Consider the following 26,278-nt stretch of genomic DNA (forward strand, 5'->3'; position numbering starts at 1 on the left):
CAGAGTTCGACTAATTATTTATAACCCTTCTCACCTTTAAAATAACTACGATCTTCTTTGCTATAAACTTTGTCTGGATCTACAAATGGTTTCAACTTGTATTTAAAGTCATATAGATTCAAACCATCGATAGCAACACGGTCTTGATAAACGCTATCTTCACCAATATCAGTAAAATTATTCGGACCTACCCCAGCTAAGAATTTAAATTCTGCTTTATTCTCTAGGTACTGATAACCTGCTGAACCTCTATCTTGCGCACCATGAGGGAAAATAAATAAGTCCGTTTTGCCAATAATTGGCGTTACTTCTTTCTTCCAACGTTCTGTATCCTTCACAATACGATCATATGAACTATTTGCAAAATCAATGTGCCCCCAAGAATGACTTGCGAATGTCCAACCATCGCGTTTCATTGCATTTGCAACTTTTATCGCTTGTTCTTTACGCTTAGAGTAGTCTTTACTATCCAATTCATTCGTGCGATATCCGAGTACCCCATTGTATCCAGTTAAACCAACTACACCTTTTTGTCCATTCAATGAAAAATCTGGATGTTCTTTTACGAAACGATTTAGAATCGGAACAATATCATTCGATTCACTTTGAGTAACCTTACCATCTTTGCCTTTCGTTTCAGATACAACATGATTATATTTGTCTAATACTAAGCGATCTGCATAACCATTTCCTCTCATATATTCATAATAATTCATATCATCTATTGATAAAATTAACGGTTTCTTTCCTTTAGGCAACTTAAGTGATTTCTTTTTAATAGGTTTAGAATTGAAATCATATGCATCATGTGGATCAATCAATATGTAATGATGCTTATATAATTCATCAAGTGAGCGTTTAAATTCTTCAACGGTAATCATCCAATCATTATTCCCTTTGGCTTGATTCGCTTCACCAGTAAACGCCACTTTAGGATCCGTAATTAAAGGATGGAAGAAGATATGTGCTACATCACCCTTATATTCAACCCAATCTTTTTGACCAGAACTACGCTTTTTCGCATAAATATTCTCTTCTTTATTATGCGTTTCTTCTTTAGCTTTTTTCTCATGCGTTTGCGATGTCGATTGACATGCACATAAAACAATGGCTATTAAAACAGTGAATACACTCAACAAATATTTTTTAATCATGTATTGGCTCCTTTATGTAAGAAAGTAATTTTATTCCGATCACTAAATATTATATAACATTTTTATACTATGAATAACATATCATTTCTAACTTAACGGAATTTTTACATGAAATTAATTTTATTCAATATTAAATTATTTGTTTCTTCTTTTCACGAGGAATTTCAAACTTACATTAACTACAATCGCTAAAACGATTAAGCTTTTCAATATTAATTCATAAATTGTTGGCATCGAAAATGTACTAATAAACACAAATATTAGTATGAGTACTATCGCAATTTTATCGTGAATATCTAATGTCATTACGCTCACCTTTAGCTTTAATATAATTTCCTATATAATTGCATTATACATATAAAAGGAGATGGATGTTTTGAGAAAATTATTAGCCTTGGCATTAGTGTTTATATTAGCCTTAGCCGCTTGTGGAAACAATGGGGATAATAGTAATTCTAAAGATGCGAAAGAAGATACTAAATCTTATACAACTGACGATGGTAAAAAAGTTAAAATCCCTAAAAATCCTAAACGTATAGTTGTTTTAGGAACAACATATGCAGGTGGTTTAAAGGAACTTGATGCTAATATTCAAGCTGTAGCTAAAAACGTGGATGATAGTTCAGTATTAAAAGATAAATTTAAAGATGTTAAAAAAATTGACCCTGAAAACGTCGAAGCCGTAGCAAAAGAAAAACCAGATTTAATCATTACTTACAATACAGATAAAAACTTGAAGAAATTGAAAAAAATCGCACCAACTGTCGCATTCGACTATATGAAACATGACTACAAAGAACAACATTTAGAATTAGGTAAAATTATTGGTAAAAAAGATAAAGCTCAAAAATGGGTAGACCAATGGGAAGACAAAACAAAAGATGATGGCAAAGAAATTAAAGATGCCATTGGTAAAGATGCAACTGTATCAATCATTAAAGACTTTGATAAAAAAATCTATGTTTTAGGTAAAACATACGGTCACGGTAGTGAAGTGCTTTATGATTCATTTGGTCTAAAAATGCCAAGCAAAGTTGAAAGTGCCACTAAGAAAGAAGATTTAGCTGATATTTCTGCTGAACAAATTCCAGAAATGGCTGGAGATTACGTTGTGACACCTGTCGCTAAAGGCGCTGAACTTTCATTCGCTAATAAAGATGTTTGGAAAAACACAGACGCAGTTAAAAAAGGTCAAACATTTAAAGTAGACGAAGGTATTTATTGGTTAAATGACCCTTACTCACTTGACTATGAACGTAAAGATTTAAAGAAAAAATTATTAGATTCTGCAAATAAATAATGATTTTCTCGATTTAACTAAAAACCATCAATGAACCAGAATAGCTGGTTTATTGATGGTTTTTCTATTCGATCATTTTAGGTTGTTTCTTCAAACGTTTGTTTGCCAGCAAATAAAACTATCCACGTTGCAAATATAAAAGGTGCTGTAAATACAGGTAAGCCTACTGGTGTAAGTAACGTTGCGATTGCACCATGCATTACTACAGTTAATAATAACCCTGTAATAACGGCAATATAAGTATCGAGTTTAGTTTTAAATGTTGCACCTAACGCTATTCCAGTAAGTATAGCGTTATAACCATATAGACCATTGGTGATTGATGGATAATCTCCACCTAATAAGACAATAAATGCCACTGCTAAGATACTAGAGATTACCGCATATACGCCACCTCTTATTGATCCTACAAAGATACCTATAATAATCAACACACTACCAAGCATAGATGTCACAAGAAATATCTCACTAAAATTGGTTGTAATTCCACTAATCCAACTTATATGGTTATGACTAATATCAGGATGTTTCACCTGTTGAGGCAATATATCAATCGTTACTTTTAATTTTGAAAATTGCGTCGTCATAGCTAACACGAGCCATGTCATCAATACAAATGGAAATGTTAGCATCGGTATGTCAAATGGTTTTAATAGTTCTCTAATGGCAGCACCCATTGGCAAAGTTAAAATGGTTGCAAGTATCAATACTATCCAAGCTACCACTGAGGATTGAAGGAATAACGCTAAACCAATAGCAGTTAACACAGCATTATACCCTGCTAACCCATCTTGAATTTCCGCTTCACTATAATTGAAATAAGGTGCCAATAAGATTGATAAGACGCTACCTATCATTGCCGCTAAACCAATTTCCCATTGAGCCACAAACAAACCAATTAAAATGAATATACCTGACCATTTATTATTCATAAACACTACTTGCGCTATATTCTTGAAAAATATATCTACATACTTCACAAACTCACCTTACTCTTTAGTTATTACTAAACATTCCTTTTAAATTCTAGCACTATTAGTAGCACTTACAAAATACTTTCACAATATTTAAACATGTAGAAATACAATTTGAGTTTGAATTTAAAATAATCGTATTACTATATTGCTTGTACTCTACCTTTAACAGTTCTAACATTAAAACTACGAAAGTTATTCTAAATGGAAAGAAGGAATAGATGTGCATTTTACTCAACGTGAACAAGATAAGTTGATGATTGTTGTAGCTGCAGAAGTAGCAAGACGTCGTAAAGCACGTGGTTTAAAGTTAAATCATCCTGAAGCACTTGCATTAATCAGTGATGAATTACTTGAAGGTGCCAGAGACGGTAAAACGGTAGCCGAGTTAATGAGCTACGGTAAAACAATTCTAAATGAAGAAGATGTAATGGAAGGCGTTGCAAGCATGATTAAAGAAATCGAAATTGAAGCAACATTTCCAGATGGTACGAAACTTATTACAGTCCATCATCCAATCGTCTAAGGAGGCTATATTATGATTCCTGGAGAAATTATTGTTAAAAAAACTGAAATCGAAATTAATCATGGGCGTGCAGAAACGGTGCTTGTTGTTAAAAATACCGGAGATCGCCCAGTACAAGTTGGCTCTCACTTTCACTTCTTTGAAGCTAACAAAGCTTTACAGTTTGAACGTGAAAAAGCTTATGGCAAACACTTAGATATCCCCGCTGGTGCAGCCGTACGTTTTGAACCAGGCGACGAAAAGAAAGTCCAACTTGTTGAATATGCAGGTCATCGTAACATATATGGTTTCCGTGGTATGGTTAACGGTAAAATTGATGAAAGTCGTGTTTACCGTCCAACCAACGAAGATGATGAATATGCCGGCGTATTTAATGATGAAGGCGAAGAAAACCTCAATAAAAAAGGAGGACAAGACTAATGAGCTTTAAAATGACACAATCTCAATATACCAGTCTTTATGGTCCGACCGAAGGCGATTCAATTCGTCTAGGTGATACAAATTTATTTGCTCAAGTTGAACATGATTATACAAGTTACGGAGATGAAGTCACTTTTGGTGGCGGTAAATCTATTCGTGACGGAATGGGGCAAAATCCAAACGTGACACGTGACGACCGTTATGTTGCAGATTTAGTTATTACAAATGCAGTTATCATTGATTACGATAAAGTCGTTAAAGCCGATATCGGTATCAAAAATGGCTACATCTTTGCTATTGGTCAAGCTGGTAACCCAGATATTATGGATAATATTGATATTATTATCGGTGCAACAACAGATATCATTTCAGCTGAAGGAAAAATTGTGACAGCTGGTGGTATTGATACACACGTTCATTTTATCAACCCTGAACAAGCTGAAGTTGCACTCGAAAGTGGTATCACGACTCATATTGGAGGCGGTACTGGCGCATCAGAAGGTACGAAGGCTACAACAGTTACACCTGGACCTTGGCATATTCATCGTATGCTTGAAGCAGCTGAACAACTCCCTATTAATGTAGGTTTTACTGGTAAGGGGCAAGCTGTTAATCACACTGCACTTATTGAACAAATACACGCAGGTGTAATCGGTCTGAAAGTACATGAAGACTGGGGTGCAACACCTTCAGCACTCGATCATGCATTAGAAGTAGCAGATGAATTCGATGTTCAAATCGCACTTCACGCCGATACATTAAATGAAGCTGGATTTATGGAAGATACAATGGCAGCAGTCAAAGGTCGTGTCTTACATATGTACCATACTGAAGGTGCGGGTGGCGGACATGCGCCTGATTTAATTAAATCCGCTTCATATCCTAATATCTTACCTTCATCTACCAACCCAACATTGCCTTATACACAAAATACTGTAGATGAACATTTAGATATGGTTATGATTACACATCACTTAAATGCATCTATTCCTGAAGATATAGCATTCGCTGATTCTCGAATTAGAAAAGAAACCATCGCAGCTGAAGACGTACTTCAAGATATGGGCGTATTTAGCATGGTTAGCTCTGATTCACAAGCTATGGGACGTGTCGGTGAAGTGATTACACGTACATGGCAAGTAGCTCATCGTATGAAAGAACAACGTGGATTCTTAGATGGTGATGCAGAATACAACGACAACAACCGTATTAAACGTTATATCGCTAAATATACAATTAATCCTGCCATTACACACGGTATTTCAGACTATGTCGGTTCAGTAGAAGGTGGTAAGTTAGCAGATTTAGTTATGTGGGAACCAGCCTTCTTCGGTGTTAAACCAGAACTTATAGTTAAAGGTGGTTTAATTAATGCCGCAGTTAATGGTGACGCCAATGGTTCTATTCCAACATCAGAACCTCAAAAATACCGTAAAATGTATGGCCAATATGGTGGTAACTTACAGCACACTGCCATTACATTTGTTTCTAAAACTGCATTCGAAAGTGGTATTTATCGTAGCTTGAACCTACAACGTATGGTTCGACCTGTTCACGGCATCCGTAATTTAACGAAAAAAGATATGAAAAATAATGATGCTACACCAAAACTGGATGTAGATCCACAAACTTATGAAGTATTTGTTGATGGCGAAAAAGTGACTAGTGAACCTGCTACTGAACTACCGTTGACTCAAAGATACTTCTTATTCTAGGAGGTTCATTTAATGATTATAGAAGAGATTCAAGGCAACATTGCTAATTTATCAGATGAAGATAAAAAGAAACATGTTGAAAAAGTCTATTTAGAGAATTCAGATTTAGTAAAACGTATTCAACGTGTTACAACTGATCATGGCACAGAAATTGGTATCCGTTTAAATCAACCTATCGATTTACAATATGGTGATATTTTATACCAAGATGACACAAATATGATTGTTGTTGATGTGAATTCTGAAGATCTACTCGTTATCAAACCACGTACGTTACAAGAAATGGGCGATATTGCACATCAACTTGGCAATCGTCATTTACCTGCACAATTTACAGAAACTGAAATGTTAGTCCAATATGACTATTTAGTAGAAGACCTACTTAAAACGTTAGGCATACCTTATAGTCATGAAGATCGTAAAGTGAATAAAGCGTTTAGACACATAGGACATTCACATGATTGATCATTCACACTTAAGATTATTTCAGTTCTGTGATTCGCAATTACCTACAGGTGCATTTAGTCATTCATTTGGTTTAGAAACATACATTCAACGCGATGTAGTTAAAGATGCTGAAACATTTAAAGCATGGTTACAATTATTTTTAAATGAACAATTAACCTATTCAGATGGTTTAGCTATGCGACTTGTGTACCAAGCGTTAGAAAATGAAGACGCAGAGGAAATATTAAGATTAGACCAATTAATCTATGTTCAAAGTTTACCGCGTGAAACACGTGTAGGTACAAAACAAATGGGAACACGTATGGCTAAACTTACGATGGAACTCTACGATAGTCAATGGATCAATTGGTACCACACACAAATGACTGAGAAGCGTGCAAAGTTGCATCCAGCAATTTGCTTTGCAATGTTAGGTCACTATTTAGGCGTTGATATCGAGACGATTATTGACTACTACTTGTATCAAAATGTTTCAAGTTTAACTCAAAATGCAGTACGTGCAATTCCACTAGGCCAAACAACAGGTCAACAAGTTGTGACGGAAATGATTCCACAAATCGAACGTACACGACAACACATATTTACATTAAGCAAAGCAGATTTCGGCGTAACAGCACCGGGATTAGAACTTAATCAAATGGAACATGAGAACGTTAATGTGAGAATCTTTATTTCATAGGAGGTAAGAGTTATGGCAAATCCAATTAAAATTGGTATTGGCGGTCCTGTTGGTGCAGGTAAAACACAATTAGTAGAAAAATTAGTGCGCCGTCTGTCTAAAGAATTAAGTATCGGTGTTATCACAAACGATATTTATACAAAAGAAGACCAAAAAATCTTAGTAGATACAGGTGTGTTACCTGAAGATAGAATTATAGGTGTCGAAACAGGCGGTTGTCCTCATACAGCTATACGTGAAGATGCTTCAATGAACTTTGCTGCCATCGATGAATTGTTGGAACGTAATGACGACATTGAGTTAATATTTATTGAATCTGGTGGCGATAACTTAGCAGCGACATTTAGTCCAGAATTGGTAGATTTCTCAATATACATTATTGACGTTGCCCAAGGTGAGAAGATTCCTCGTAAAGGTGGTCAAGGTATGATTAAATCTGACTACTTCGTTATTAATAAAACAGATTTAGCAGAATTTGTTGGAGCATCACTAGACCAAATGGCCGAAGATACGAAAACATTTAGAGGAAATCGCCCATTCACATTCACTAACCTTAAGACAGATGATGGTTTAGACAACGTTATTGAGTGGATTGAACGAGATGTATTACTTAAAGGGTTAGCTTAATGGCTGAAGATATGAAACCAGATACTGAACAATCTTGGACTGGACAGTTAGACCTAACTGTGTTCAATAATGGTAAACGTTCTGTTGCACGAGATATCTTTTTTGAAAAAGCTTTAAAAGTTATTCGCCCAGTCTATTTAAATGATTCAACAATTCCAACCTTCTATATTGTGAATGTTGGTGGTGGCTACCTTGATGGCGATCGATACCGAATGAATATTAATGTGGATGAAAATGCGTCAGTGACATTAACATCGCAAGGTGCTACAAAGATATATAAGACATTGAATGACCGTGTTGAACAATATCAAACATTCCATATAGCGAAAGATGGTTATATGGAATATGTTGGTGATCCGATTATTGCATACGAACATGCGAAATTCTTCCAACATAATCAATTCAAATTGGATGCGACCGCATCAATGTTCTATACGGATATTCTTACACCTGGTTATTCTTCGAGTGAAGCGTATTTCACTTATGACTATATGCATTTACTTAATGAAATTTATGTAGATGATGAGCTTGTCGTATATGATAATTTGCGTATGCATCCGGGCGAAACAGAAATTAGTTCACTTGGTTATATGGAGCATTATACGCATTTAGGTTCAGCTTACTTTATTCATCCGGAAGTGACGCAGAAGTTAATCGATGAAGTGTATGAGGAAATTAAAGATTATACGTTGAAATATAATTGTCGCCTTGGTATCACGCAATTGCCAACACATGGTTTTACTGTAAGAGTGTTATCTAATATGACCCAGGAAATTGAGGAGATTCTAAATACAGTTCAATCTTATATTGCGAATAAGTTATTTGATCGGCAAATAGACTTTTTAAGAAAATATTAATTAAGAAAACAGCTTATGGTGCACTTTATGATGTGTACTATAAGCTGTTTTATATTATTCTTTAATTTTGAAAAAGAACGATTGAGGTGGAATGATATTTAATACTGCTTACTTGCATATAAATGGTTTTTTATCATGCTATTCGGTATCGCCAAATATGAAATTATATATGTCTTGTGATACTTGTTCGAAGTTATCGACATTGAGTGACAAGTAAAATTTAAGTTTAGGTTCTGTACCTGATGGTCTTAAGGCAATAAATCCTTCATTAAAGATAATTCGAATCACATTTGCTTGTGGTAATGATATTATTTCTTCGATGTTGTCTTCTTTATAAATGCGTTTCAATGTCTCATAATCTTCTACTGCAATGACTTTTAATCCTGCAATGACATCAGGAATATTACGTCTTAATTTATCCATTAAAGCGTTAATTTGTTGTTGTCCTTCTCTACCTTCAAAGACTTTAGACATCGGTTTATCCCGATATTGACCTACTTCTCTATGAATCTCTTTTAATGCGTCGTGTAGTGTTTTGCCTTCATTTTTCAAAATAGAAGCATACTTAATAATTAACGGAACGATTTGAATGGCATCTTTGTCTCGCACGAAGTCGTCAGCTAAGTAACCATAGCTTTCTTCATAGGCAAATAAAAATGATTCTATATCATCTAACTCACGAATGGCTTTAGCAATATGTTTAAAGCCGATTAAGACTTCCTTCACAGTCACCCCATGTTGTTGAGCAAGACGTTTACCTAACTCGCCACTTACAATAGATTGAATAACAATTGGATTATTTGGGACATTCGAATGTTCGAGCAGATATTTAATTAATAATGCGCCAATCTCACTGCCACCAAAGTAATATGTACGACCATTTGTATCTCGTTCAACAAAGCCCATGCGATCGACATCCGGATCTGTCGCAATAATTAAATTGGCGTCGATATCTTGAGCTTGTTGAATTGCTAAATCAAAGGCTTCTCGCTCTTCGGGGTTCGCACTTTTAACGGAACTGAAATTCGGATCCAGCTCACATTGCGATTCGACTAAACTTACATTCTGAAAATTAAGATGCTTTAAAACGTCAGGAATAATCGGCACACCAGTACCATGCAAACTTGTATATACGACCTTCAAATCAGATTGTGGAATATCACCTATAAGATTTGTAAGTTCATTTATGTAACTATCATAAACCGCTTCTGGTAAATCAAAGGTATTCTTCTCAATAAGTTCTTGATTTAAGTCAATATTCAACTCAAGTGGATTACCTAAGTTATTGATATATTGAGCAACTTCTAATGAAGTATCCTCATCTAATTGCGCACCATCTGCACCATAAACTTTGATGCCGTTATAATCTTTAGGGTTATGACTTGCTGTAATCATGATACCGGCAGATGTTTGCAAGTATCGGACAGCAAAAGATAGTTGTGGCGTTGTTTTATATACATCTGCCAGATAAACTTTGATGCCATTCGAAGTCAAAATTTGCGTAATAATATGCGCGAATTCTGAAGATAAATGACGAATATCATAGTGAATGACAATTGAAGGATTATCTTCTTTATCTTTTAAGTAATTAGCAATTCCTAATGCCAGACGTTGTATGGTATAGCGATTTAAACGACCTGGACCAAGTCCAAACTGGCCACGAATACCTGCAGTACCAAATGCTAATTCAGTTTCAAATCCTTGTTCTTGAAACGTCGTGGTCTGGCTATCATAGAATGATGCTACAAGACTGTCATCTTTATATTTCATCCAATTGTCTTTCATTATATACTCCTTTCATACTTATGCGGATGTCTTATTATTCTATTACAGTATACTGGATATTCGAAAAAGTTTCATTGGATTAGAAAATAAGCATTACTTAGTAATCATTTATGCTAGACGAATTAAACTTGCAATAAGTTACTCATAGTGATATAATACATTCATAAATTAATTCCATTGGCAACACCAAACCCCTCACTAGGTCGATAGTGAGGGGGTTTATGGTGTGTTAGACGATGTCGCTTATTTTCTATTACGGTTGTCTAACCAATATTTAAAAGCCGTAACAATACATCCTGTTATAACAGGACCAATGATGGTTAAAAAAATTAACTCCATTGGCATCACACCTCCTTCCGTCGAAATTACCGCCGGAAGAGCTAGCGACGCCTTGATTATAGCACCAAAGTGTAAAATCACTCTACGTTGCAAATTTTTATATATTAAATGCTACATTAGCATTTAAATTAATAAATTCACGATTATTTATAGAGAACTGTTTTGTTTACTCTAAAATAATTTATATTTACTATCTTTCTGAGTTTTTATTACTTACTGAAATTGATAGCTTTCATGACCTTTCGCAAAGGCTTCAACGGTATAAATCATAGAACCACCTTCTGAGCCGTTCTCAATGTCATTGGTACAAATGAGCAATTGGTTTGTTCCAGGAATAAATTGTGGATGTGTTGAACGTAACATTTTACCTTCATCACGCCCTGGCATTAAAATTTGACCAATAGGATAGCCACGTTTATTAAAGACTAAAACACGACCTTGTCCATACATCGCGACATATAAATTATCATCGCTATCAATACATACTGAATCTGGCCCTTCATGTCCAGTAAAGTAATATGGAATCGTTGCGCCAAATGGTGCAATTGTCACGCCATCGTCCTCTAATTGAATACGATGAAGTCGGTTTGTCGTCGTTTCTGTAACCCATAGTACTTTTTCATCCGTACTTAAAGCTACACCATTCGCTACTGAAATATTCTGAATAACTGGGGTCACTGTCTTGAAGTCAGGCGAAACGTAGTAGACGCCACCTTTAGGATTTGTAGAATACCCTCTGAAATCAGTGAAATAGAAACCACCTTTACTATCAAAGACCATGTCATCGACACAATATTCCGTGTTAAGTTCCGAAATAATTTCTTCAAATTGATTACCATGTTCATCAGTAGCGAAGATGCCACCTGTTGACTCGAAATCGCCTAAATAACAAGTGAATAAACGTCCATCTTTATGTATTTTGACTGCAGCTGGATTTTGTTTTGTTGATTGAAACGCTGTTGAAACCTCTTTTGTGTCTATGTCGACTTTAAAGATTTTACCGCCAAACACTTCACATAAAAATAATTTATGATCTCTATCAAAGATAAGACCTTCAAGTTGAAGTCCTTCATCTGAAATTTTTAACCAAGGTTCTGCCGTTACCGTTTGTAATTCGCTTTCAGAAATAATAGGTACTGCACTTTTTGATGCCCCAGTATATGTTAATTTTGGTAAAGATTGATTTGTCATAATTAACAATTCCTCCCTTTTCGAAAAGTATAATCTTAATTCATTATAATCCTTTACTTCACTTTCTACTTATCGTACTACATGTAATCGTTTTCAAAAAGTAATTGTACTTCTTACATAGGTCTGTTGCCCTATTTTCAAAACCGAAATATTGAAAGTTATTGTAAATTTGGTAAAATAATATAATGTTGATTTTTATAAAAAGATAAATTAATGAATAACTAAATGATACGGCTTGCCTTTACGATAAATAAATTTTTAGAGGAGAATTAGAAAATGGATTATAGAGTGTTATTATATTACAAATACACAACAATTGATGACCCTGAAACATTTGCAGCTGAGCACTTAGAATTCTGTAAAGCGAACAACTTAAAAGGTAGAATTCTAGTTTCTACAGAAGGTATCAATGGTACATTATCAGGTACGAAAGAAGATACTGATAAATATATCGAACATATGCATGCAGATGAACGTTTCGCAGATATGACGTTCAAAATTGATGAAGCTGAAGGCCATGCCTTCAAAAAAATGCACGTACGTCCAAGAAATGAAATCGTTGCTTTAGGTTTAGAAGACGATGTTGATCCACGTGTTACAACTGGTAAATATTATTCACCTAGCGAATTTAAAGAAGCACTTGAAGATGAAGATACTGTCATCTTAGATGCTCGTAATGACTATGAATTTGATTTAGGTCACTTCCGCGGTGCCATTCGCCCTGATATCACACGCTTCAGAGACTTACCAGACTGGATTCGTGAGAACAAAGATCAATTAGATGGTAAAAACATTGTGACATATTGTACTGGTGGTATTCGTTGCGAAAAATTCTCTGGTTGGTTAGTTAAAGAAGGCTTCGAAAATGTAGGACAACTACACGGTGGTATCGCAACTTACGGTAAAGACCCTGAAACTAAAGGCCAATATTGGGACGGTAAAATGTACGTCTTCGATGAACGTATTAGCGTTGACGTTAACCAAGTTGAGAAAACAGTTATCGGTAAAGAACACTTTGACGGTACACCTTGCGAACGTTATATTAACTGTTCAAATCCTGAATGTAACAAGCAAATTCTTGTTTCAGAAGAAAATGAAGACAAATATCTCGGTGCTTGTTCATATGACTGTGCCAAACATGAACGTAACCGTTATGTAGCTAAAAACAACATTAGTGATGAAGAATGGAATCGTCGTTTAGAAAACTTCAAAGACGTTCCAGAACATGCACATGCTTAATATATGAATCCTATCCCTTATGAGATTTAATTAGCTCATAAGGGATATTTTTTATGACTACCTAATGCTATAATAGTGTAAAATCACAAGTGTTATTGAGGTGTGGCAATATGAGAAAACATAGTAAAGACTACTTTCATCTGTTTTATAGTCAATTGTTTGCTAACACTGGTGATATTTTAACAATTGTTGGCCTTATTGCTATTGTTTTTAATATCACATCTAAAACGACCGCTGCCTCGATGATTCCCATTATCTTTACATCTGGCATTTTTGTGAGTAGTTTTATTTCCAATTATATTTATCAATATTTTACGCAAAAGCAAGTCTTATCTATATTTCAAGGTCTTAAATTAGTAAGTTTAGCAAGTATCGCTGGTTTATTAATATTTGGCATATCTCCCATTTTTATTTTTGTTTTACTTTTTCTTAATGCTATTTTTGATGGTTTTACAAACCCAATTAAGAACTCAATGATTCCTTTTATTGAGAATAAAGATGCGATTACATCTGCTAACGCTTTAATGAATATGATGAGTAGTGTTGTTCAACTTTCTACGTGGGCATTAGGCGGCATTTTAATGAGTCTTATAGGTGCGAAATACTTATTTTTATTTGCGCTAGTACTTGAAATGATAAGTTATTTTTTTATTTTACGCCTTTCAGAACGTCATATTTACAAAAATGAGAAGGCAAATATTTTTAGTAGTTTTAAAGCTGTTATTCGTGATAATTATCGTGATAAATTGAGTTTGTATTTAAACATTTCTATTATTTTTGAATCTTTCGCAACGACCATATGGATAGCAGCTATCATTCTTACTTATACAAGAACCTATTTACATGTCCCTGATTATTGGTTTGGACTAATCAATGCCCTTTTCTTTAGTGGTACAATTATTGCAGGACTATGGATAAACCATAAGGATCGTTTCTTCACACAAATAAACTATCCAATAATTATTTACGTTCCTTTGCTTTTAGCATTTATTAATTTAAGTTTTATTCTTCACCATTCAATAATGATCGCATTGTTATTTTCATTATTTATGGGCATTTTCGAAGACATGCGTTATATTTCACTAAATTCAATGATTCAACGCAACACACCAAAAGAAATTCTAACTTCTACATACATATTAAACAATTTATTTAACAGCATTTTCTTCGCTATTGGCACTTTTATTATTTCTATGATAGTTGACTATTACGGTATAATTTGGGCCTATATTATTTGTTTTAGTATGTATATAGCAACTTTTATTTTAGGATTCTTTTTCCGAAAAACTTTAAAAATTGAAATGCATAATTAGAAACCTTATAATTGATAATAATTCTCACTTTAAATACTGGAGGTTTCTACATATGTGTACAGGTTTTACGTTTCAAGCTGAAAACGGTGACGTTATTTTAGGACGTACGATGGACTATGACTATCCATTAACTGGACATCCTGCTGTGCAACCACGTCACTACTATTGGGAATCTCGTGTAGATTATAAAGGTACAACGACGTATGGTTTTACTGGTGCCGGTTCTGATATGGAAGGCTTTATTTTCGGAGACGGTGTAAATGAGCATGGCCTCGCAATATCTAATCAATATGACCGTGGTTATGCCTCATACGCTAATAAAATACACGATGGATACATCAATATTTCACAAACTGAAGTATTAACATGGGTTCTTGGTTACAACAAAACGATTGAGGAACTTATTGAACAAGCAGACCAAGTTAATGTCGTTGCACATACATTGAATGATATTAATGAAGCACCGCCATTACATTATCATGTATCGGACGCGACAGGCCGAACTGCAGAGATTACGTTTGTAGAAGGTCGCATTGTCCTTCATGATAATCCAGTCGGTGTACTAACAAATAGCCCTGATTTAAATTGGCATTACGAGAACTTGAAGAATTATGCGAATGTGACGCCTTACAAACCACAATATAAACGCTATAAAAATTTATATATCGGCAATGAAAGTGGTACCTCTGGACTACCAGGTGGTTATACGTCAGCAGAACGTTATGTAAGAGCAGCTTATCTTGTAAGTAATATGTTGCCTGACGATGGTGATGATGCAGTATTAGATGCGTTTAGAATTCTTGATAGTGTAAGCATTCCTAAAGGTGCAGTTCGCCCTTCTGAAGATGAATTCCACTATACGCTGTACCAAACTGTATTCAACTTAACATCGCGTACATTGTATGTGAAATACTATAATTCTAATCGTATTGCTGAATTACAATTAACTGAGGAGTTATTAAATAGCGACGATTTAGTTATATTTGATCCGATTCCGCAAGGATTGTCTACCGATAAAGTAAATTAATTATATATAAACAAACAAGCGTGACTGATTAAAAAGCCACGCTTGTTTTTATTATGCTTTAACATTTTTAGGAATCAGAATAAATGCTGATATAAGTCCAAGTATCATAATAATTGCCCCGACTAAGAATGAAATCATTGCTGACATTTCTACTGAATAGAATTGTTGACATACTGTAAATACGGTCGTATTTAACGCGATACCAAAGGCTCCTCCGAGTGTAGCGCCCATCTTATATAAACCTGTTGCAAAGCTCACTTTCTCTTCTGGCATGTTGAATACTGCAATCGTTAAGCCAGGTGTAGCAACTAACCCATTACCAATCGCACATACAACAAATGCGAAAGTTACAATACCTATATACCAACTTGGCGATAAGAAAGTGAAGCTAATTAGAATGATACCAATTGCTGGAAATAGTGGCCCTGCAATTAACATACTTTTACCGCCATATTTTTGAATTGCTTTTTCACCTAAGCGTATCATCGCTATCGCCATGAAGACATACGGCACTGTAACCAAGCCAGTTTGTGCTTCACTCATACCAAATTGTTTTTGAGCGTAACCATTGAAGACGACTGTGGTACCTACCCCAGTGTTAAGCACAAAATTATTGATTGTTGAGCCCAGAAATGCTCGATTTTTTACAATTGAAAAATCAATAAATGGTGTGGGTCTGCCTTTTTCAAAAATATAAAATACAACTAAAGCAATGAGACCAACGATTGCAACAGTTAACGTGAATCGACTTGTCCAACCATATGTAAAACCTTGAGTCATCAATAGCATTAAGCAAGCGATAATTACGCCAAAAATCACCATGCCTACATAATCGAAGGGCTGGTGATCACGTTCTTGACGTGGCACTTCTTTTCTACGACTTAAAATAAAAATCGCAATAATTGATAAAACGATAGAAATAACAAAGATAAATTGCCAACTTAAAAAGCTAGAAATAAGACCACCGACATAGGAAGAAAATCCTATTCCGCCAACTGTCGCAATCATCATAAAACTATAAGCTTTACGGAGTGATTGACCTTTAAAGTTATCTGATACTAAGCCAATTGTAGAAGGTAGTAATACGGCAGCTGATAGACCTTGAAAAATGCGCCCAATAACTAAGAATGGCGTGACAGGAACAATAATAATACTAATGCAACCAATAATACTAAAGACGAGACCTATTATTGTCATCTTGAGGTTTCCAACTTTATCTGCAATATCTCCTGCACCCACCATGAAAATACCTGTAACGAATGATACAAGGCTGATAGATAGGTTAAGTGTAGAATCTGCAGCACCAAATGTCTTTTGTACACTAGAACCAATATTTATAAATGATTGCGCAAACAACCAATATGTTAACACTGCAAAACTAGCTGCAATGATTAATTTACCGTCGAACCTACTTTGATGTGAACTCACATCTGACACTTCCTTTACTGATATAATAAAATAGTCATTGAGAATTATTCTCATCTGACCTAAGATATTATATCATGCCCGCAAACAATGTATATAGGGTAATACCATTTTCTTTAAATGTTTAATTACTCCATTAAATATTTCAAACTATGCAATCTCAAAATATTATTCAATTTATTTTAAATTCACTTTAATAGCAATTTTCGTTGTGCTAATATTAAGAAAATTACATCTATTATTCACTTATCTTTTCATATTAATTAGATAGGGTTACAGATATTAACTATATCTCTGAATCTCATCAATTAAATATTAAAGGGTTAATTTGAATAACTGTTAAGGAGTGTTTTTATGGAATGGATTAAATTGATTGGTATTTTAATCATAATCATCGGCTTCATTCTTAAGTTTGACACTATCGCAATTATTTTAATTGCAGCAGTAGTCACTGGTTTAGTTGCCGGTATGGATATCGTTGAAGTACTTTCAACACTTGGAAAAGCCTTTGTAGATCAACGTCTTGTAACATTATTTATGCTTACACTTCCTATGGTCGGTTTAATTGAACGTTTTGGTTTGAAGCAACAAGCTTCTAAACTAATTAGTAACGTTAAGAAAATAACAACCGGTCGCCTTCTTACTTTATATTTAATTATTCGTGAAATCGCTGGCGTAGCATCAATACGTATCGGTGGCCATCCTCAATTTGTTCGACCTTTAATTAACCCTATGGTTCAAGGTGCACTTCGAACACGTTACAATCTTACTGATAAAGACATCGATGAGAAAGATATTGAAAAACTAAAAGCCGAAGCATCTGCCATGGAAAATTATGGTAATTTCTTTGGACAAAACTTATTTGTTGGTGCTGCTGGTGTGTTATTGATGGTTGGGACTTTCCAATCTTTAGACATCAAAGTGAATGCAATGAGTTTAGTGCTCGCTTCAATTCCTGTTGCTATCATCACACTTATTTTAGTTTGGATTAAAAATATTTTACTCGATCGTTACTTTAATAAAAAATATGGAAATAATGAGGTGAAAAATCATGAGTGAAGCAACTTTAAACCATATTTTAGAAATATTTTACATACTGATTGGACTTCAATTTTTATATACAGCTTTTCGCGCTTTACGTTCACAAGATAAATCTAAAAGTTTAGGTACAGCAGCATTTTGGACCATTTTAGCTATTTTATTTATAGGTGGTCCTTACATACCAGATGCAATTAATGGTCTTCTAGTTTTAGCAATGGGTGCGTTAACACTTTTCAGACAAGTGAAAATTAAAAATATTATCGATGTTAATGATAAAGAAGTTGAAAAAGGTTCTGCTAAATATGGAAATAAACTTTTCATTCCTGCAATTGTCTTAGCTGTGGTAGCAGTAGTTGTTTCAAACTGGACTCCACTTGGCGGTGCCATCGGTTTAGGTATTTCATCAATTGTGGGATTAATCGCAGCACTACTCATTATCAAGCCAAAATTATCTTACACATTGTATGACAGTGACCGATTAACGCAACAAGTTGGAACGACAGGTATATTACCACAATTCTTAGCTGCACTTGGTGTACTCTTTACTGCAAGTGGCGTGGGTCAAGTCATTTCAAAAGGTATCTCTTCATTTTTACCTGAGGGCAACCATTTAATAGGCGCAATTGCTTATATATTAGGTATGGTTCTTTTTACAATGCTTATGGGAAATGCTTTCGCAGCATTTACTGTTATAACAGCAAGTATTGGTATTCCATTCGTTATTGCACAAGGTGGCGATCCAATCGTTGCAGGTGCGCTTGCCATGACTGGTGGTTTCTGTGGTACATTACTTACACCTATGGCAGCAAATTTCAACACATTACCAGTTGCACTACTTGAGATGAAACAAGAATTTGGCGTTATTAAAGCACAAGCGCCTATAGCATTAGCACTTATAGTAATTCACATCGCTCTAATGTATTTCTGGGCATTTTAAAAAATTCTAAGGAGGAAATGAATAATGAAAATTTTAGTTACAGCATTTGATCCATTTGGCGGTGAAAAGATAAATCCTGCATTAGAGGCGGTAAAGCAATTGGAGAATACGATTGGCGAACATACCATTTCAAAGTTAGAAATTCCAACCGTCTTTCATGAATCTAAAGACGTTATTGATAAAGAGTTAGCAAATGGCAATTACGATGTGGTCTTGTCTATTGGTCAAGCTGGAGGTCGTTATGACCTTACTCCTGAGCGTGTAGGTATCAATATCGACGATGCACGTATTCCTGACAACAAAGGTAATCAGCCTATTGATGTGGCCATTCAAGAAGATGGCGCACCTGCCTACTTCTCAAACTTACCTGTTAAAACGATGACGGAAGCGATTAAAGCAGCAGGCGTCCCTGCAAGCTTATCGAATACAGCAGACACATTTGTTTGTAACCATGTCTTATACCAATTAGGTTATCTCGCTGACAAGTCTTATCCAGGGTTATTATTCGGTTTTATTCATGTACCATTTATCCCTGAACAAGTGACAGATAAGCCTGAGAAACCTTCGATGTCTATTGAAACAATTGCGAAAGGTTTAACAGCCGCTATTAAAGCCATTTCTAAAGAAGACGACGCCAAAGTTGCACTAGGAGAAACACATTAAAAAGAGGGTCCCCACCCTCTTTTTTTATTTTCAAAATTGAAAAACTTCTACGTATATATTCACAAATTTATCATTTCAAAGAATTTGTATAGGGTGTATCATATAATAATGTCTATTGATGGAAAAATATTTTCCAATAACTAAACGCTATTATAAAAAATAATGATGAATACAATGGAAAGAAGGTAAAACATTGAAAAAGCGCATATTCTATTCACTTTCTATGTGCGCGATGCTTATGTTAAGTGGTTGTGCTCAGCATCATAATGACAACAAAGAGGTTAAAGTCTCACTACCTCGTGAATTTAATACAAATCAACTAGATGCACAAGGCTTTGATGCGCCTATGCCTGTGTACAATGCTATCTATCAACCGCTTGTAACTTATGGTAAAAATGGCAAGATTGAACCAGGTCTTGCTACATCTTGGGAAGCTTCAGAAGACGGTAAACACTACCTATTTCATTTAAAGAAGAATGTAAAATTCAATGATGGGTCTGATTTTGATGCATCGGCTGTTAAATTCTCAATTGAACGTGCGAAGGCAACGGATACAACTGACCCTATGGAAACGTTAGATAAATTAAAATCAATAACAATAAAAGATAAACACACTGTTGAGATTGAGTTAAAATCACCGTCAAACCAAGTATTAAATGAATTGTCTCAAGTTAGACCGCTTCGCATTATGAGTCCACACGCTGTTAAAGGTGGCAATACAACTGGTAAATTTGAAAAAGCAATTGGCACAGGTCCATTCAAAGTAGCAGATTCTACAAATGAAACTGTGAGTTTTAAACCTAATACATATTATCGCAATGGCCATCCACTTAATTACAATCTAACTTTCCAATCTATAGAAGATAGTGATTCAAGACACTTAGCGATTGAGAGTCACTCTATTGATATTACAGGTGGTTCATTAGGTCAGATGACACCACAACAAGTGAAAGAATCTTATAGAAACAAAGCACTATCAGTACATACGTCGCCAAGTACAGAAACGCAATTTATGGGATTTAATCCACAGCATAAAATCTTACAAGATAAGACAATGCGAGAGGCGATTAGTAAAGCGATTAACACAGACGACCTATCGTCAGATAAGAAACTGAAGGGTCTATTTCAACAGAATGTTCAATACGTTAATGCTCACAATCAACCTGACCATGTTTACTCGCCTTCGACTTCTAAATCGTTAATCCGCTCTTTAGGTTATAAGATGAATAATGATGGTTATTTCGAAAAGGATGGTCACATACTTTCACTTAAACTCGCACTCCAAACGGATGAATTTCCAGAATGGAAGACGAAAGCTGAAATCATGCAGCAAGACCTTAAAAAAGTAGGAATTAAACTCGATATTAATATTTTAGATTCGCAAACGTATTATGAAACTTTAACGGTGCGTAAAGATTTTGATCTCATTTATTATCGTACATATACAAATGCGCTAATGCCATACAATTTCTTGAATGCACGTTTTAAACAAGATGGCTCACGCCCTGGCGTATTCGCAAACGATACAACCTTAACATCTATGATTAAGCAATTTCCGACGATTATCAACATGCATGACCGACAACGCGCATTTAATAAACTATCGTCTTATATTGATCAGCAATATCTCATAGTTCCTATTTCATATCCTAATGAGACCTTTGTGACAAGTCCTAAAATCAGACAATTCGAGTTCTCAGGACAAACAGATGCACCAATAAATTACGATAAGTTGAAGGTGTCTAATAATGACTAACATTGTAAAACATTTCATCAGACTACTCATCTATTTAATCATCATTTCCTTTGTATTATTTCTTCTTTTAGAGAATACAACCGGTAACCCTGCCGTTCAATACATACAAGAACATGGTGTTGCACAAATCACGCCTGAACGTATTAAAATGGCTCAAGATAAACTTGGTTTAAGTCAGGCAATGCCAGTTCGATATGTCCAATGGTTAGGCAATGTCTTTACAGGCGACCTTGGTACGAGTTTTAGTAATGGTGAACCCGTAACAGAACGTATTTCCCAGGCAATTGTCCCAACCATTAAATTAATATTCGGTTCAGCTATCATACTGTTTCCTATAAGTTACGTAATTGGTTATTTATGTGGCAATCATTCACGAAAAAAGTGGTCAGTCGTAATAACTCGTATTGCCCAAGTAGTTACATCATTACCAGAATATTGGCTAGCGATTATTTTCATTTATTACTTTGGTGTGAAATGGCATCTATTCCCTTTCGTAGGAAGTAATAGTTGGCAATATTTTGTTCTTCCGATTGTCATACTCGTCCTTGTAGAAGGGAGTCATATGTTGTTGTTAAGCAGTCATCTTTTTGAAAGTACATTACAAAGCCAACCTTTCCAATTAGCTCAATTACGACAATTTAAATTAAAAGATCGTATCTATGTACAAGTAAAAGAAATTTTGGCACCACTCATGACAATCACCATTAATAATTTTATTCATTTATTTAGCCGAGTGATTATTTTAGAAGTTATTTTTAGTATTTCTGGATTAGGTAAGTTATTAATCAATAGTATTAATTTACGTGACTACCCTGTTATTTTAGGCATTTTAATGATGATTATTACCTTTATAATGGTGCTCAATTTCTTCGGTGATGTTTTACTTGAGAAAAGTGACCCACGTCTAAGAATGTCAAAAAAGTCAGGAGGCCGAATAGCTTATGAAGATTAAACATTGGATATGGCCTATTATTGCAATCATATTCGTTATACTTGCTTTTCTGCTTTATGACAAAGCAAACATGATTCATCAATCGGAAGCACTTTTACCTCCAAGCCTTCATCATCTATTAGGCACTGACCATTTAGGACGTGACTTCTTCACTCGCCTATTTGTTGGTAGCATGGTTACACTTGGTTTAACGACGCTCATTATAGTTGGGACCGTAATATTAGGACTAATATTAGGTCTAGCAGCTGCACTAATTGGTCGTTGGTTAGATGCATTATTAATGGCATTTGCTGATATGTTAATTGCTTTACCATCTATTATTATCGCACTTGTCGTATTAGGTTTTATTAATAACTCAATTGTAGGTTTATGTTTGGCCTTGATGATTGGGTGGTTAGGACGCTATTTACGTTATTTCAGAAATTTGGCTCGTGATGTTCAAACACAACCGTTCGTTAAATTTGCGTCATTAAGTGGTTTAACAAAGACACAAACGACAGTACATCATATTATTCCACATCTTATACGTAACGTGACTGCACTCATTACTGCCGATTTTGGAAAATTAATGCTTAGTATTTCAGGATTAGCTTTTATTGGATTAGGAGTAAAACCACCATTGCCTGAATTAGGTGCCATACTCTACGACGGTAAGAGCTACTTTTACTCAGCACCTTGGTTATTCTTCTTTCCAGGAATATTGTTAGGAGGGTTCGCGCTCATATGTCAAATACTCAATCGTCGATTCACTCAATAAATGCTTTACTACATTTGAAGAATGTCTCCGTTTATGACGGAAATCATGCATTGTTGAATCAAGTAGATTTAACTGTTACAGAGGGTAGCTTTCATTGTTTAGTTGGAGAGAGTGGCAGTGGTAAATCTTTATTAGCACGTACAGTTTTGAATATGCGTCATCCTCATCTAAAGTATCAAGGTCAAATTGCTATTGATTTAAATAATACCGATGCCATGTTCCAAGATACTAATAGTAATTTCTTCCAAAATGTACGTATTCGAAAACATTTTGATGCACTATTTGATGCATTAAATACTCAATTGTCGCGACAACAGCAACACGAATTTGTTCTACCTCAATTTAGACATTTAGGATTAGAGAATCCTGAAGATTTATTTAATGACTACCCTTTTCAGTTGAGTGGTGGTATGGCTCAACGAATTGCCTTAGTAATGTCAATTGTTAGAGAAGCTAAATTATTGATCGTGGACGAACCGACAAGTGCACTTGATTTTGACAATCGAAATCAACTAATGAAATTATTAAATCATGTTGTTCAAGAACATAATATGACATTACTATTTATCACGCATGACCTAAGTTTAGCTATGGATTACGCAACACATATTAGTGTGATGCGTAATGGCCAAATGATTGAAAGTGGCGAAGCAAACGATATTTTAGTGCGTCCCGAGCACGCTTACTCACAGCAATTAATTGAATTAGCTCATAGGAGATACCGTTATGTTGCAGATTAAATCTTTAAATAAATCATTTTCTGAAAAGCAGATATTTAAAAACTTTAATTTAGAACTTAAAGATACTGATAATTTAATCATTAGTGGTACTAGTGGAAGTGGTAAGTCTACGCTCGCACAAATCATTGCAGGTTTAGATGATAATTATGAAGGTATGGTAAGTTATAAAGATATGACGCTTGGACATGTGTCACAGCAAGATTGGCTGAAACATATTCAATACGTGCCTCAATATAATGCCAATACATTAGATCCTAAAAAAACAGTTTCTTGGATCTTAAAACAACCTTTAAAACACTTTAATATTCCTAAAAGTCAACATGATGATAAGATGTTAAGCGTCATAGAACAATGTAAACTCGACAAATCTTTGTTACCTAAAAAAGTGAGCACCTTAAGTGGCGGACAATTCCAACGTTTATGGATTGCGAAGGCATTATTAGTTGAACCTGAAGTATTAATTCTAGACGAGGCTACAACGAATCTTGATGTGATAAATGAAGAAATCATACTCCAAATGTTACGAAATATGGATAAGTTACAGCTTATTATTATTACGCATGATCCTTATTTATTAGACAGCCTTCCCGGTAAACATTTAAAAATTGAGCATATTTAAGTTAAAAAACAATGCCTATCAAAACTTAGGCATTGCTTTTTATTGCGTATATACTATGTAATTAAAGTATTTCTACCAAAAATAATTTTGAAATGTAGCTAATATATTACCAAGCATGTGTATGATGATAGGTATTTCGATCCGTTTTGTTGTTAAATATGCAATAACGAAAATGAAACCTGAAAAGCCGTAAATAAACCATTCACCTATGTTGCTTGGGCCATGAGCGCCAGCGAATAAAATAACAGATACTATGCCACCAACTATAGGCGCACCTCTAAATATACCTTTAATTAACAATCCTCTAAATATAATTTCTTCTAAGATAGGACCTAAAATACCTATCGCAATGAGTTGTAAATACAGTGGTACATTGCGGTAACTTTCCTCTAACTCCTTTTCATTCCCTGTTGTAGGCATGAATTCAAAATAAATATAATCTGCACCATTGGCAAGAATGAATCCAATGATAATGATTAGCCATTGCTTTTTAGTTATTCGACTAAATTGAAATAGCTTCAACTTACTTAATTTTAAAATTAGAAATGCGATAATGACCCCTACAATAGCAATCCAAAAGTACTTTGGCTTCTCTACTAAAAATATAACCATTGATTCGGCAACAAATAAAATACAAATTAATAATAGAGATTGTAATAGCAACTTCCAATAAGGTTTTTGAGAAATTTGGAAATCTCCTGTTGTATGGTCATGTGACATTTCATATTTAGACATAGTTAGCCTCCTAAACATATAATTCGAAATGTTAATTTTTAGTTAAGATAACGCATTTTTATGAAGTGACCTACAATAAATGTCAAATATATGTTACATTTAAATAGAAGTATTCATTTTCAAGATTTTATATTTCTAGACAAAGGTGGGTTTATTATGATGAATCATCAGAATATGGATACAATTTCTAATACAACATCTTCTTCAAATGAAGATAATTCAACTAAAGACCACATACATACCGAAGAACGTCGTCCAACTGGTAATAAGTTTATACGTGCCCTTATTTTCATTGGCTGGATGCTACTAATTCAAATTCCTATTGTGAGTAGTATGTTTATCTATAGTTTTTCTATTTATATGGATACATTAACTTGCACATTAGTGACCATCATTTATTTCATACTAGCTGCTGTAGTAATATGGCTAGTTAGAAGCTATTACAAACGTCATACCTATGAAAAACCTAAAAAATTTACAGGTAAGGATATTGCAGTTAATGTTGGTTGGGCCGTACTTCTTAGATTAATCGTTATTGGTATGTCATATTTAATGCTATTTGCGACAGGTTCAATGCAAACACAAAATGACAAAATGTTATTAGGTGATATGAACGCTGCCAAACCAACGCCTGATCAATTGGGCCAAGTCTTCCCGCTAATTGTCTTCGTACTGACAATTACATTTGTAGCACCTTATTTAGAAGAACTTGTTTATCGTGGCATTTTTAAAGAAACATTATTTAAACGTACACGATTCTGGTTACCGTTCATCCTATCATCACTTATCTTTGCCTCTCAGCATGGTATTTCAAATTGGGTAGCAATTCTAATGTATACCATGATGGGAATGATATTCTATCTTGCTTACCATCGTCGTAAAAATGTTCGTGACAGCATGATGGTTCATATGATTCATAATGGTGTGAGTGGCATCATGGTTCTAGTAAGTTACTTTATGGTATTTTTTAGTTAAACAATAAACTCTTAAACTAGTTCTAACATAACAAATATTGTCGCAATTTAATCTTAAATATTTC

Annotated in this window: 28 protein-coding genes; 20 read left to right on the top strand and 8 right to left on the bottom strand. The window is 34.7% G+C overall.

The genetic code is table 11. The features are described 5' to 3' along the window. Nucleotides 1-14 precede the first annotated feature (14 nt). Nucleotides 15-1,154, bottom strand: a complete 1,140-nt coding sequence (locus SBL15_RS07115) for a polysaccharide deacetylase family protein (protein WP_107611209.1) — start codon at nt 1,152-1,154, stop codon at nt 15-17. Between the two features lie 135 nt (nt 1,155-1,289). Beyond that, on the bottom strand, nt 1,290-1,460 hold the full coding sequence (locus tag SBL15_RS07120) for a hypothetical protein (protein ID WP_158260249.1): 171 nt from the start codon (nt 1,458-1,460) through the stop codon (nt 1,290-1,292). Between the two features lie 70 nt (nt 1,461-1,530). Between SBL15_RS07120 and SBL15_RS07125 the strand changes: the two genes are divergently transcribed. Beyond that, a complete protein-coding gene (locus tag SBL15_RS07125) occupies nt 1,531-2,454 on the top strand; it encodes an ABC transporter substrate-binding protein (protein ID WP_107611208.1) in 924 nt (307 codons plus the stop codon). Between the two features lie 77 nt (nt 2,455-2,531). Here the strand turns inward: SBL15_RS07125 and yut are convergent, their stop codons facing one another. Beyond that, nucleotides 2,532-3,434: an urea transporter gene (gene yut / locus SBL15_RS07130; protein ID WP_107611207.1), complete on the bottom strand. Its 903-nt coding sequence runs from the start codon at nt 3,432-3,434 to the stop codon at nt 2,532-2,534. 217 nt (nt 3,435-3,651) lie between these two features. Between yut and SBL15_RS07135 the strand changes: the two genes are divergently transcribed. From SBL15_RS07135 to SBL15_RS07165, 7 genes are read left to right on the top strand one after another with little or no spacing between them, the layout of a single operon-like run. Further along, nucleotides 3,652-3,954 carry an urease subunit gamma gene (locus SBL15_RS07135; protein WP_053030032.1) on the top strand — a complete coding sequence of 101 codons (303 nt, stop codon included), beginning with the start codon at nt 3,652-3,654 and terminating at the stop codon, nt 3,952-3,954. 12 nt (nt 3,955-3,966) lie between these two features. Further along, nucleotides 3,967-4,374: an urease subunit beta gene (locus SBL15_RS07140; protein ID WP_107611205.1), complete on the top strand. Its 408-nt coding sequence runs from the start codon at nt 3,967-3,969 to the stop codon at nt 4,372-4,374. Then, nucleotides 4,374-6,089, top strand: coding sequence for an urease subunit alpha (ureC, locus tag SBL15_RS07145; RefSeq protein ID WP_107613937.1), 1,716 nt, complete (start codon nt 4,374-4,376; stop codon nt 6,087-6,089). The genes SBL15_RS07140 and ureC overlap by 1 nt, the downstream gene beginning before the upstream one ends. 12 nt (nt 6,090-6,101) lie before the next feature. After that, nucleotides 6,102-6,554 (top strand): urease accessory protein UreE, encoded by a 453-nt coding sequence (ureE, locus tag SBL15_RS07150; protein ID WP_053016236.1) that lies wholly within the window; start codon nt 6,102-6,104, stop codon nt 6,552-6,554. After that, nucleotides 6,547-7,236: an urease accessory protein UreF gene (locus SBL15_RS07155; protein WP_107613154.1), complete on the top strand. Its 690-nt coding sequence runs from the start codon at nt 6,547-6,549 to the stop codon at nt 7,234-7,236. Before ureE ends, SBL15_RS07155 begins: the two co-directional genes overlap by 8 nt. 12 nt (nt 7,237-7,248) lie before the next feature. Beyond that, nucleotides 7,249-7,863 (top strand): urease accessory protein UreG, encoded by a 615-nt coding sequence (ureG, locus tag SBL15_RS07160; RefSeq protein WP_053016234.1) that lies wholly within the window; start codon nt 7,249-7,251, stop codon nt 7,861-7,863. Then, entirely contained in the window at nt 7,863-8,720 is an 858-nt protein-coding gene (locus SBL15_RS07165; protein ID WP_107613938.1) for an urease accessory protein UreD, read from the top strand. Before ureG ends, SBL15_RS07165 begins: the two co-directional genes overlap by 1 nt. Before the next feature lie 138 nt (nt 8,721-8,858). Here the strand turns inward: SBL15_RS07165 and SBL15_RS07170 are convergent, their stop codons facing one another. The 3 genes from SBL15_RS07170 to SBL15_RS07180 form a co-directional block, all read right to left on the bottom strand. Further along, a complete protein-coding gene (locus tag SBL15_RS07170; RefSeq protein ID WP_317955581.1) occupies nt 8,859-10,505 on the bottom strand; it encodes a phospho-sugar mutase in 1,647 nt (548 codons plus the stop codon). 243 nt (nt 10,506-10,748) lie between these two features. Next, the gene (locus SBL15_RS07175; protein WP_275126180.1) at nt 10,749-10,850 is read right to left on the bottom strand and encodes a type I toxin-antitoxin system Fst family toxin; all 102 of its coding nucleotides are present in this window, start codon (nt 10,848-10,850) and stop codon (nt 10,749-10,751) included. Nucleotides 10,851-11,057: 207 nt separating this feature from the next. Continuing rightward, nucleotides 11,058-12,035, bottom strand: coding sequence for an SMP-30/gluconolactonase/LRE family protein (locus SBL15_RS07180; protein ID WP_107611199.1), 978 nt, complete (start codon nt 12,033-12,035; stop codon nt 11,058-11,060). 276 nt (nt 12,036-12,311) lie between these two features. Here SBL15_RS07180 and SBL15_RS07185 point away from each other — a divergent pair, with 276 nt between their 5' ends. The 3 genes from SBL15_RS07185 to SBL15_RS07195 all read left to right on the top strand — a co-directional run bounded on the left by SBL15_RS07185 (nt 12,312) and on the right by SBL15_RS07195 (nt 15,614). Beyond that, nucleotides 12,312-13,274, top strand: coding sequence for a rhodanese-related sulfurtransferase (locus SBL15_RS07185; protein ID WP_107611198.1), 963 nt, complete (start codon nt 12,312-12,314; stop codon nt 13,272-13,274). 110 nt (nt 13,275-13,384) lie between these two features. Next, complete coding sequence (locus SBL15_RS07190) at nt 13,385-14,587, top strand: MFS transporter (protein WP_107613941.1); 1,203 nt, start codon at nt 13,385-13,387, stop codon at nt 14,585-14,587. Between the two features lie 52 nt (nt 14,588-14,639). After that, the gene (locus SBL15_RS07195) at nt 14,640-15,614 is read left to right on the top strand and encodes a choloylglycine hydrolase family protein (RefSeq protein WP_107611196.1); all 975 of its coding nucleotides are present in this window, start codon (nt 14,640-14,642) and stop codon (nt 15,612-15,614) included. A 51-nt stretch (nt 15,615-15,665) separates the two neighbouring features. Here SBL15_RS07195 and SBL15_RS07200 read toward each other — a convergent pair whose 3' ends face one another. Beyond that, complete coding sequence (locus SBL15_RS07200; protein ID WP_107613151.1) at nt 15,666-17,042, bottom strand: MFS transporter; 1,377 nt, start codon at nt 17,040-17,042, stop codon at nt 15,666-15,668. 351 nt (nt 17,043-17,393) lie between these two features. Between SBL15_RS07200 and SBL15_RS07205 the strand changes: the two genes are divergently transcribed. The 8 genes from SBL15_RS07205 to SBL15_RS07240 all read left to right on the top strand — a co-directional run bounded on the left by SBL15_RS07205 (nt 17,394) and on the right by SBL15_RS07240 (nt 24,504). Continuing rightward, entirely contained in the window at nt 17,394-18,098 is a 705-nt protein-coding gene (locus SBL15_RS07205) for a DUF969 domain-containing protein (RefSeq protein WP_011274624.1), read from the top strand. Next, nucleotides 18,091-19,017, top strand: a complete 927-nt coding sequence (locus SBL15_RS07210) for a DUF979 domain-containing protein (RefSeq protein ID WP_142813398.1) — start codon at nt 18,091-18,093, stop codon at nt 19,015-19,017. Before SBL15_RS07205 ends, SBL15_RS07210 begins: the two co-directional genes overlap by 8 nt. A gap of 24 nt (nt 19,018-19,041) precedes the next feature. Beyond that, a complete protein-coding gene (pcp, locus tag SBL15_RS07215; RefSeq protein WP_317955588.1) occupies nt 19,042-19,680 on the top strand; it encodes a pyroglutamyl-peptidase I in 639 nt (212 codons plus the stop codon). A gap of 193 nt (nt 19,681-19,873) precedes the next feature. Next, complete coding sequence (locus SBL15_RS07220) at nt 19,874-21,436, top strand: ABC transporter substrate-binding protein (RefSeq protein WP_107612473.1); 1,563 nt, start codon at nt 19,874-19,876, stop codon at nt 21,434-21,436. Further along, nucleotides 21,429-22,388: an ABC transporter permease gene (locus tag SBL15_RS07225; protein ID WP_107613149.1), complete on the top strand. Its 960-nt coding sequence runs from the start codon at nt 21,429-21,431 to the stop codon at nt 22,386-22,388. The genes SBL15_RS07220 and SBL15_RS07225 overlap by 8 nt, the downstream gene beginning before the upstream one ends. Then, the gene (locus SBL15_RS07230) at nt 22,378-23,145 is read left to right on the top strand and encodes an ABC transporter permease (protein ID WP_107612477.1); all 768 of its coding nucleotides are present in this window, start codon (nt 22,378-22,380) and stop codon (nt 23,143-23,145) included. The genes SBL15_RS07225 and SBL15_RS07230 overlap by 11 nt, the downstream gene beginning before the upstream one ends. Then, complete coding sequence (locus SBL15_RS07235; protein WP_107612480.1) at nt 23,112-23,885, top strand: ATP-binding cassette domain-containing protein; 774 nt, start codon at nt 23,112-23,114, stop codon at nt 23,883-23,885. Before SBL15_RS07230 ends, SBL15_RS07235 begins: the two co-directional genes overlap by 34 nt. Continuing rightward, the gene (locus SBL15_RS07240; RefSeq protein WP_053016222.1) at nt 23,872-24,504 is read left to right on the top strand and encodes an ATP-binding cassette domain-containing protein; all 633 of its coding nucleotides are present in this window, start codon (nt 23,872-23,874) and stop codon (nt 24,502-24,504) included. Before SBL15_RS07235 ends, SBL15_RS07240 begins: the two co-directional genes overlap by 14 nt. Before the next feature lie 72 nt (nt 24,505-24,576). Here the strand turns inward: SBL15_RS07240 and SBL15_RS07245 are convergent, their stop codons facing one another. Then, nucleotides 24,577-25,239: a CPBP family intramembrane glutamic endopeptidase gene (locus SBL15_RS07245; protein ID WP_107612484.1), complete on the bottom strand. Its 663-nt coding sequence runs from the start codon at nt 25,237-25,239 to the stop codon at nt 24,577-24,579. Nucleotides 25,240-25,395: 156 nt separating this feature from the next. Between SBL15_RS07245 and SBL15_RS07250 the strand changes: the two genes are divergently transcribed. Next, on the top strand, nt 25,396-26,214 hold the full coding sequence (locus SBL15_RS07250) for a type II CAAX endopeptidase family protein (protein ID WP_317955592.1): 819 nt from the start codon (nt 25,396-25,398) through the stop codon (nt 26,212-26,214). The last annotated feature ends 64 nt before the right edge of the window (nt 26,215-26,278 follow it).

Source organism: Staphylococcus sp. NWU MKU2 (genome assembly GCF_033283605.1).
Taxonomy (GTDB): Bacteria; Bacillota; Bacilli; order Staphylococcales; family Staphylococcaceae; genus Staphylococcus; species Staphylococcus haemolyticus.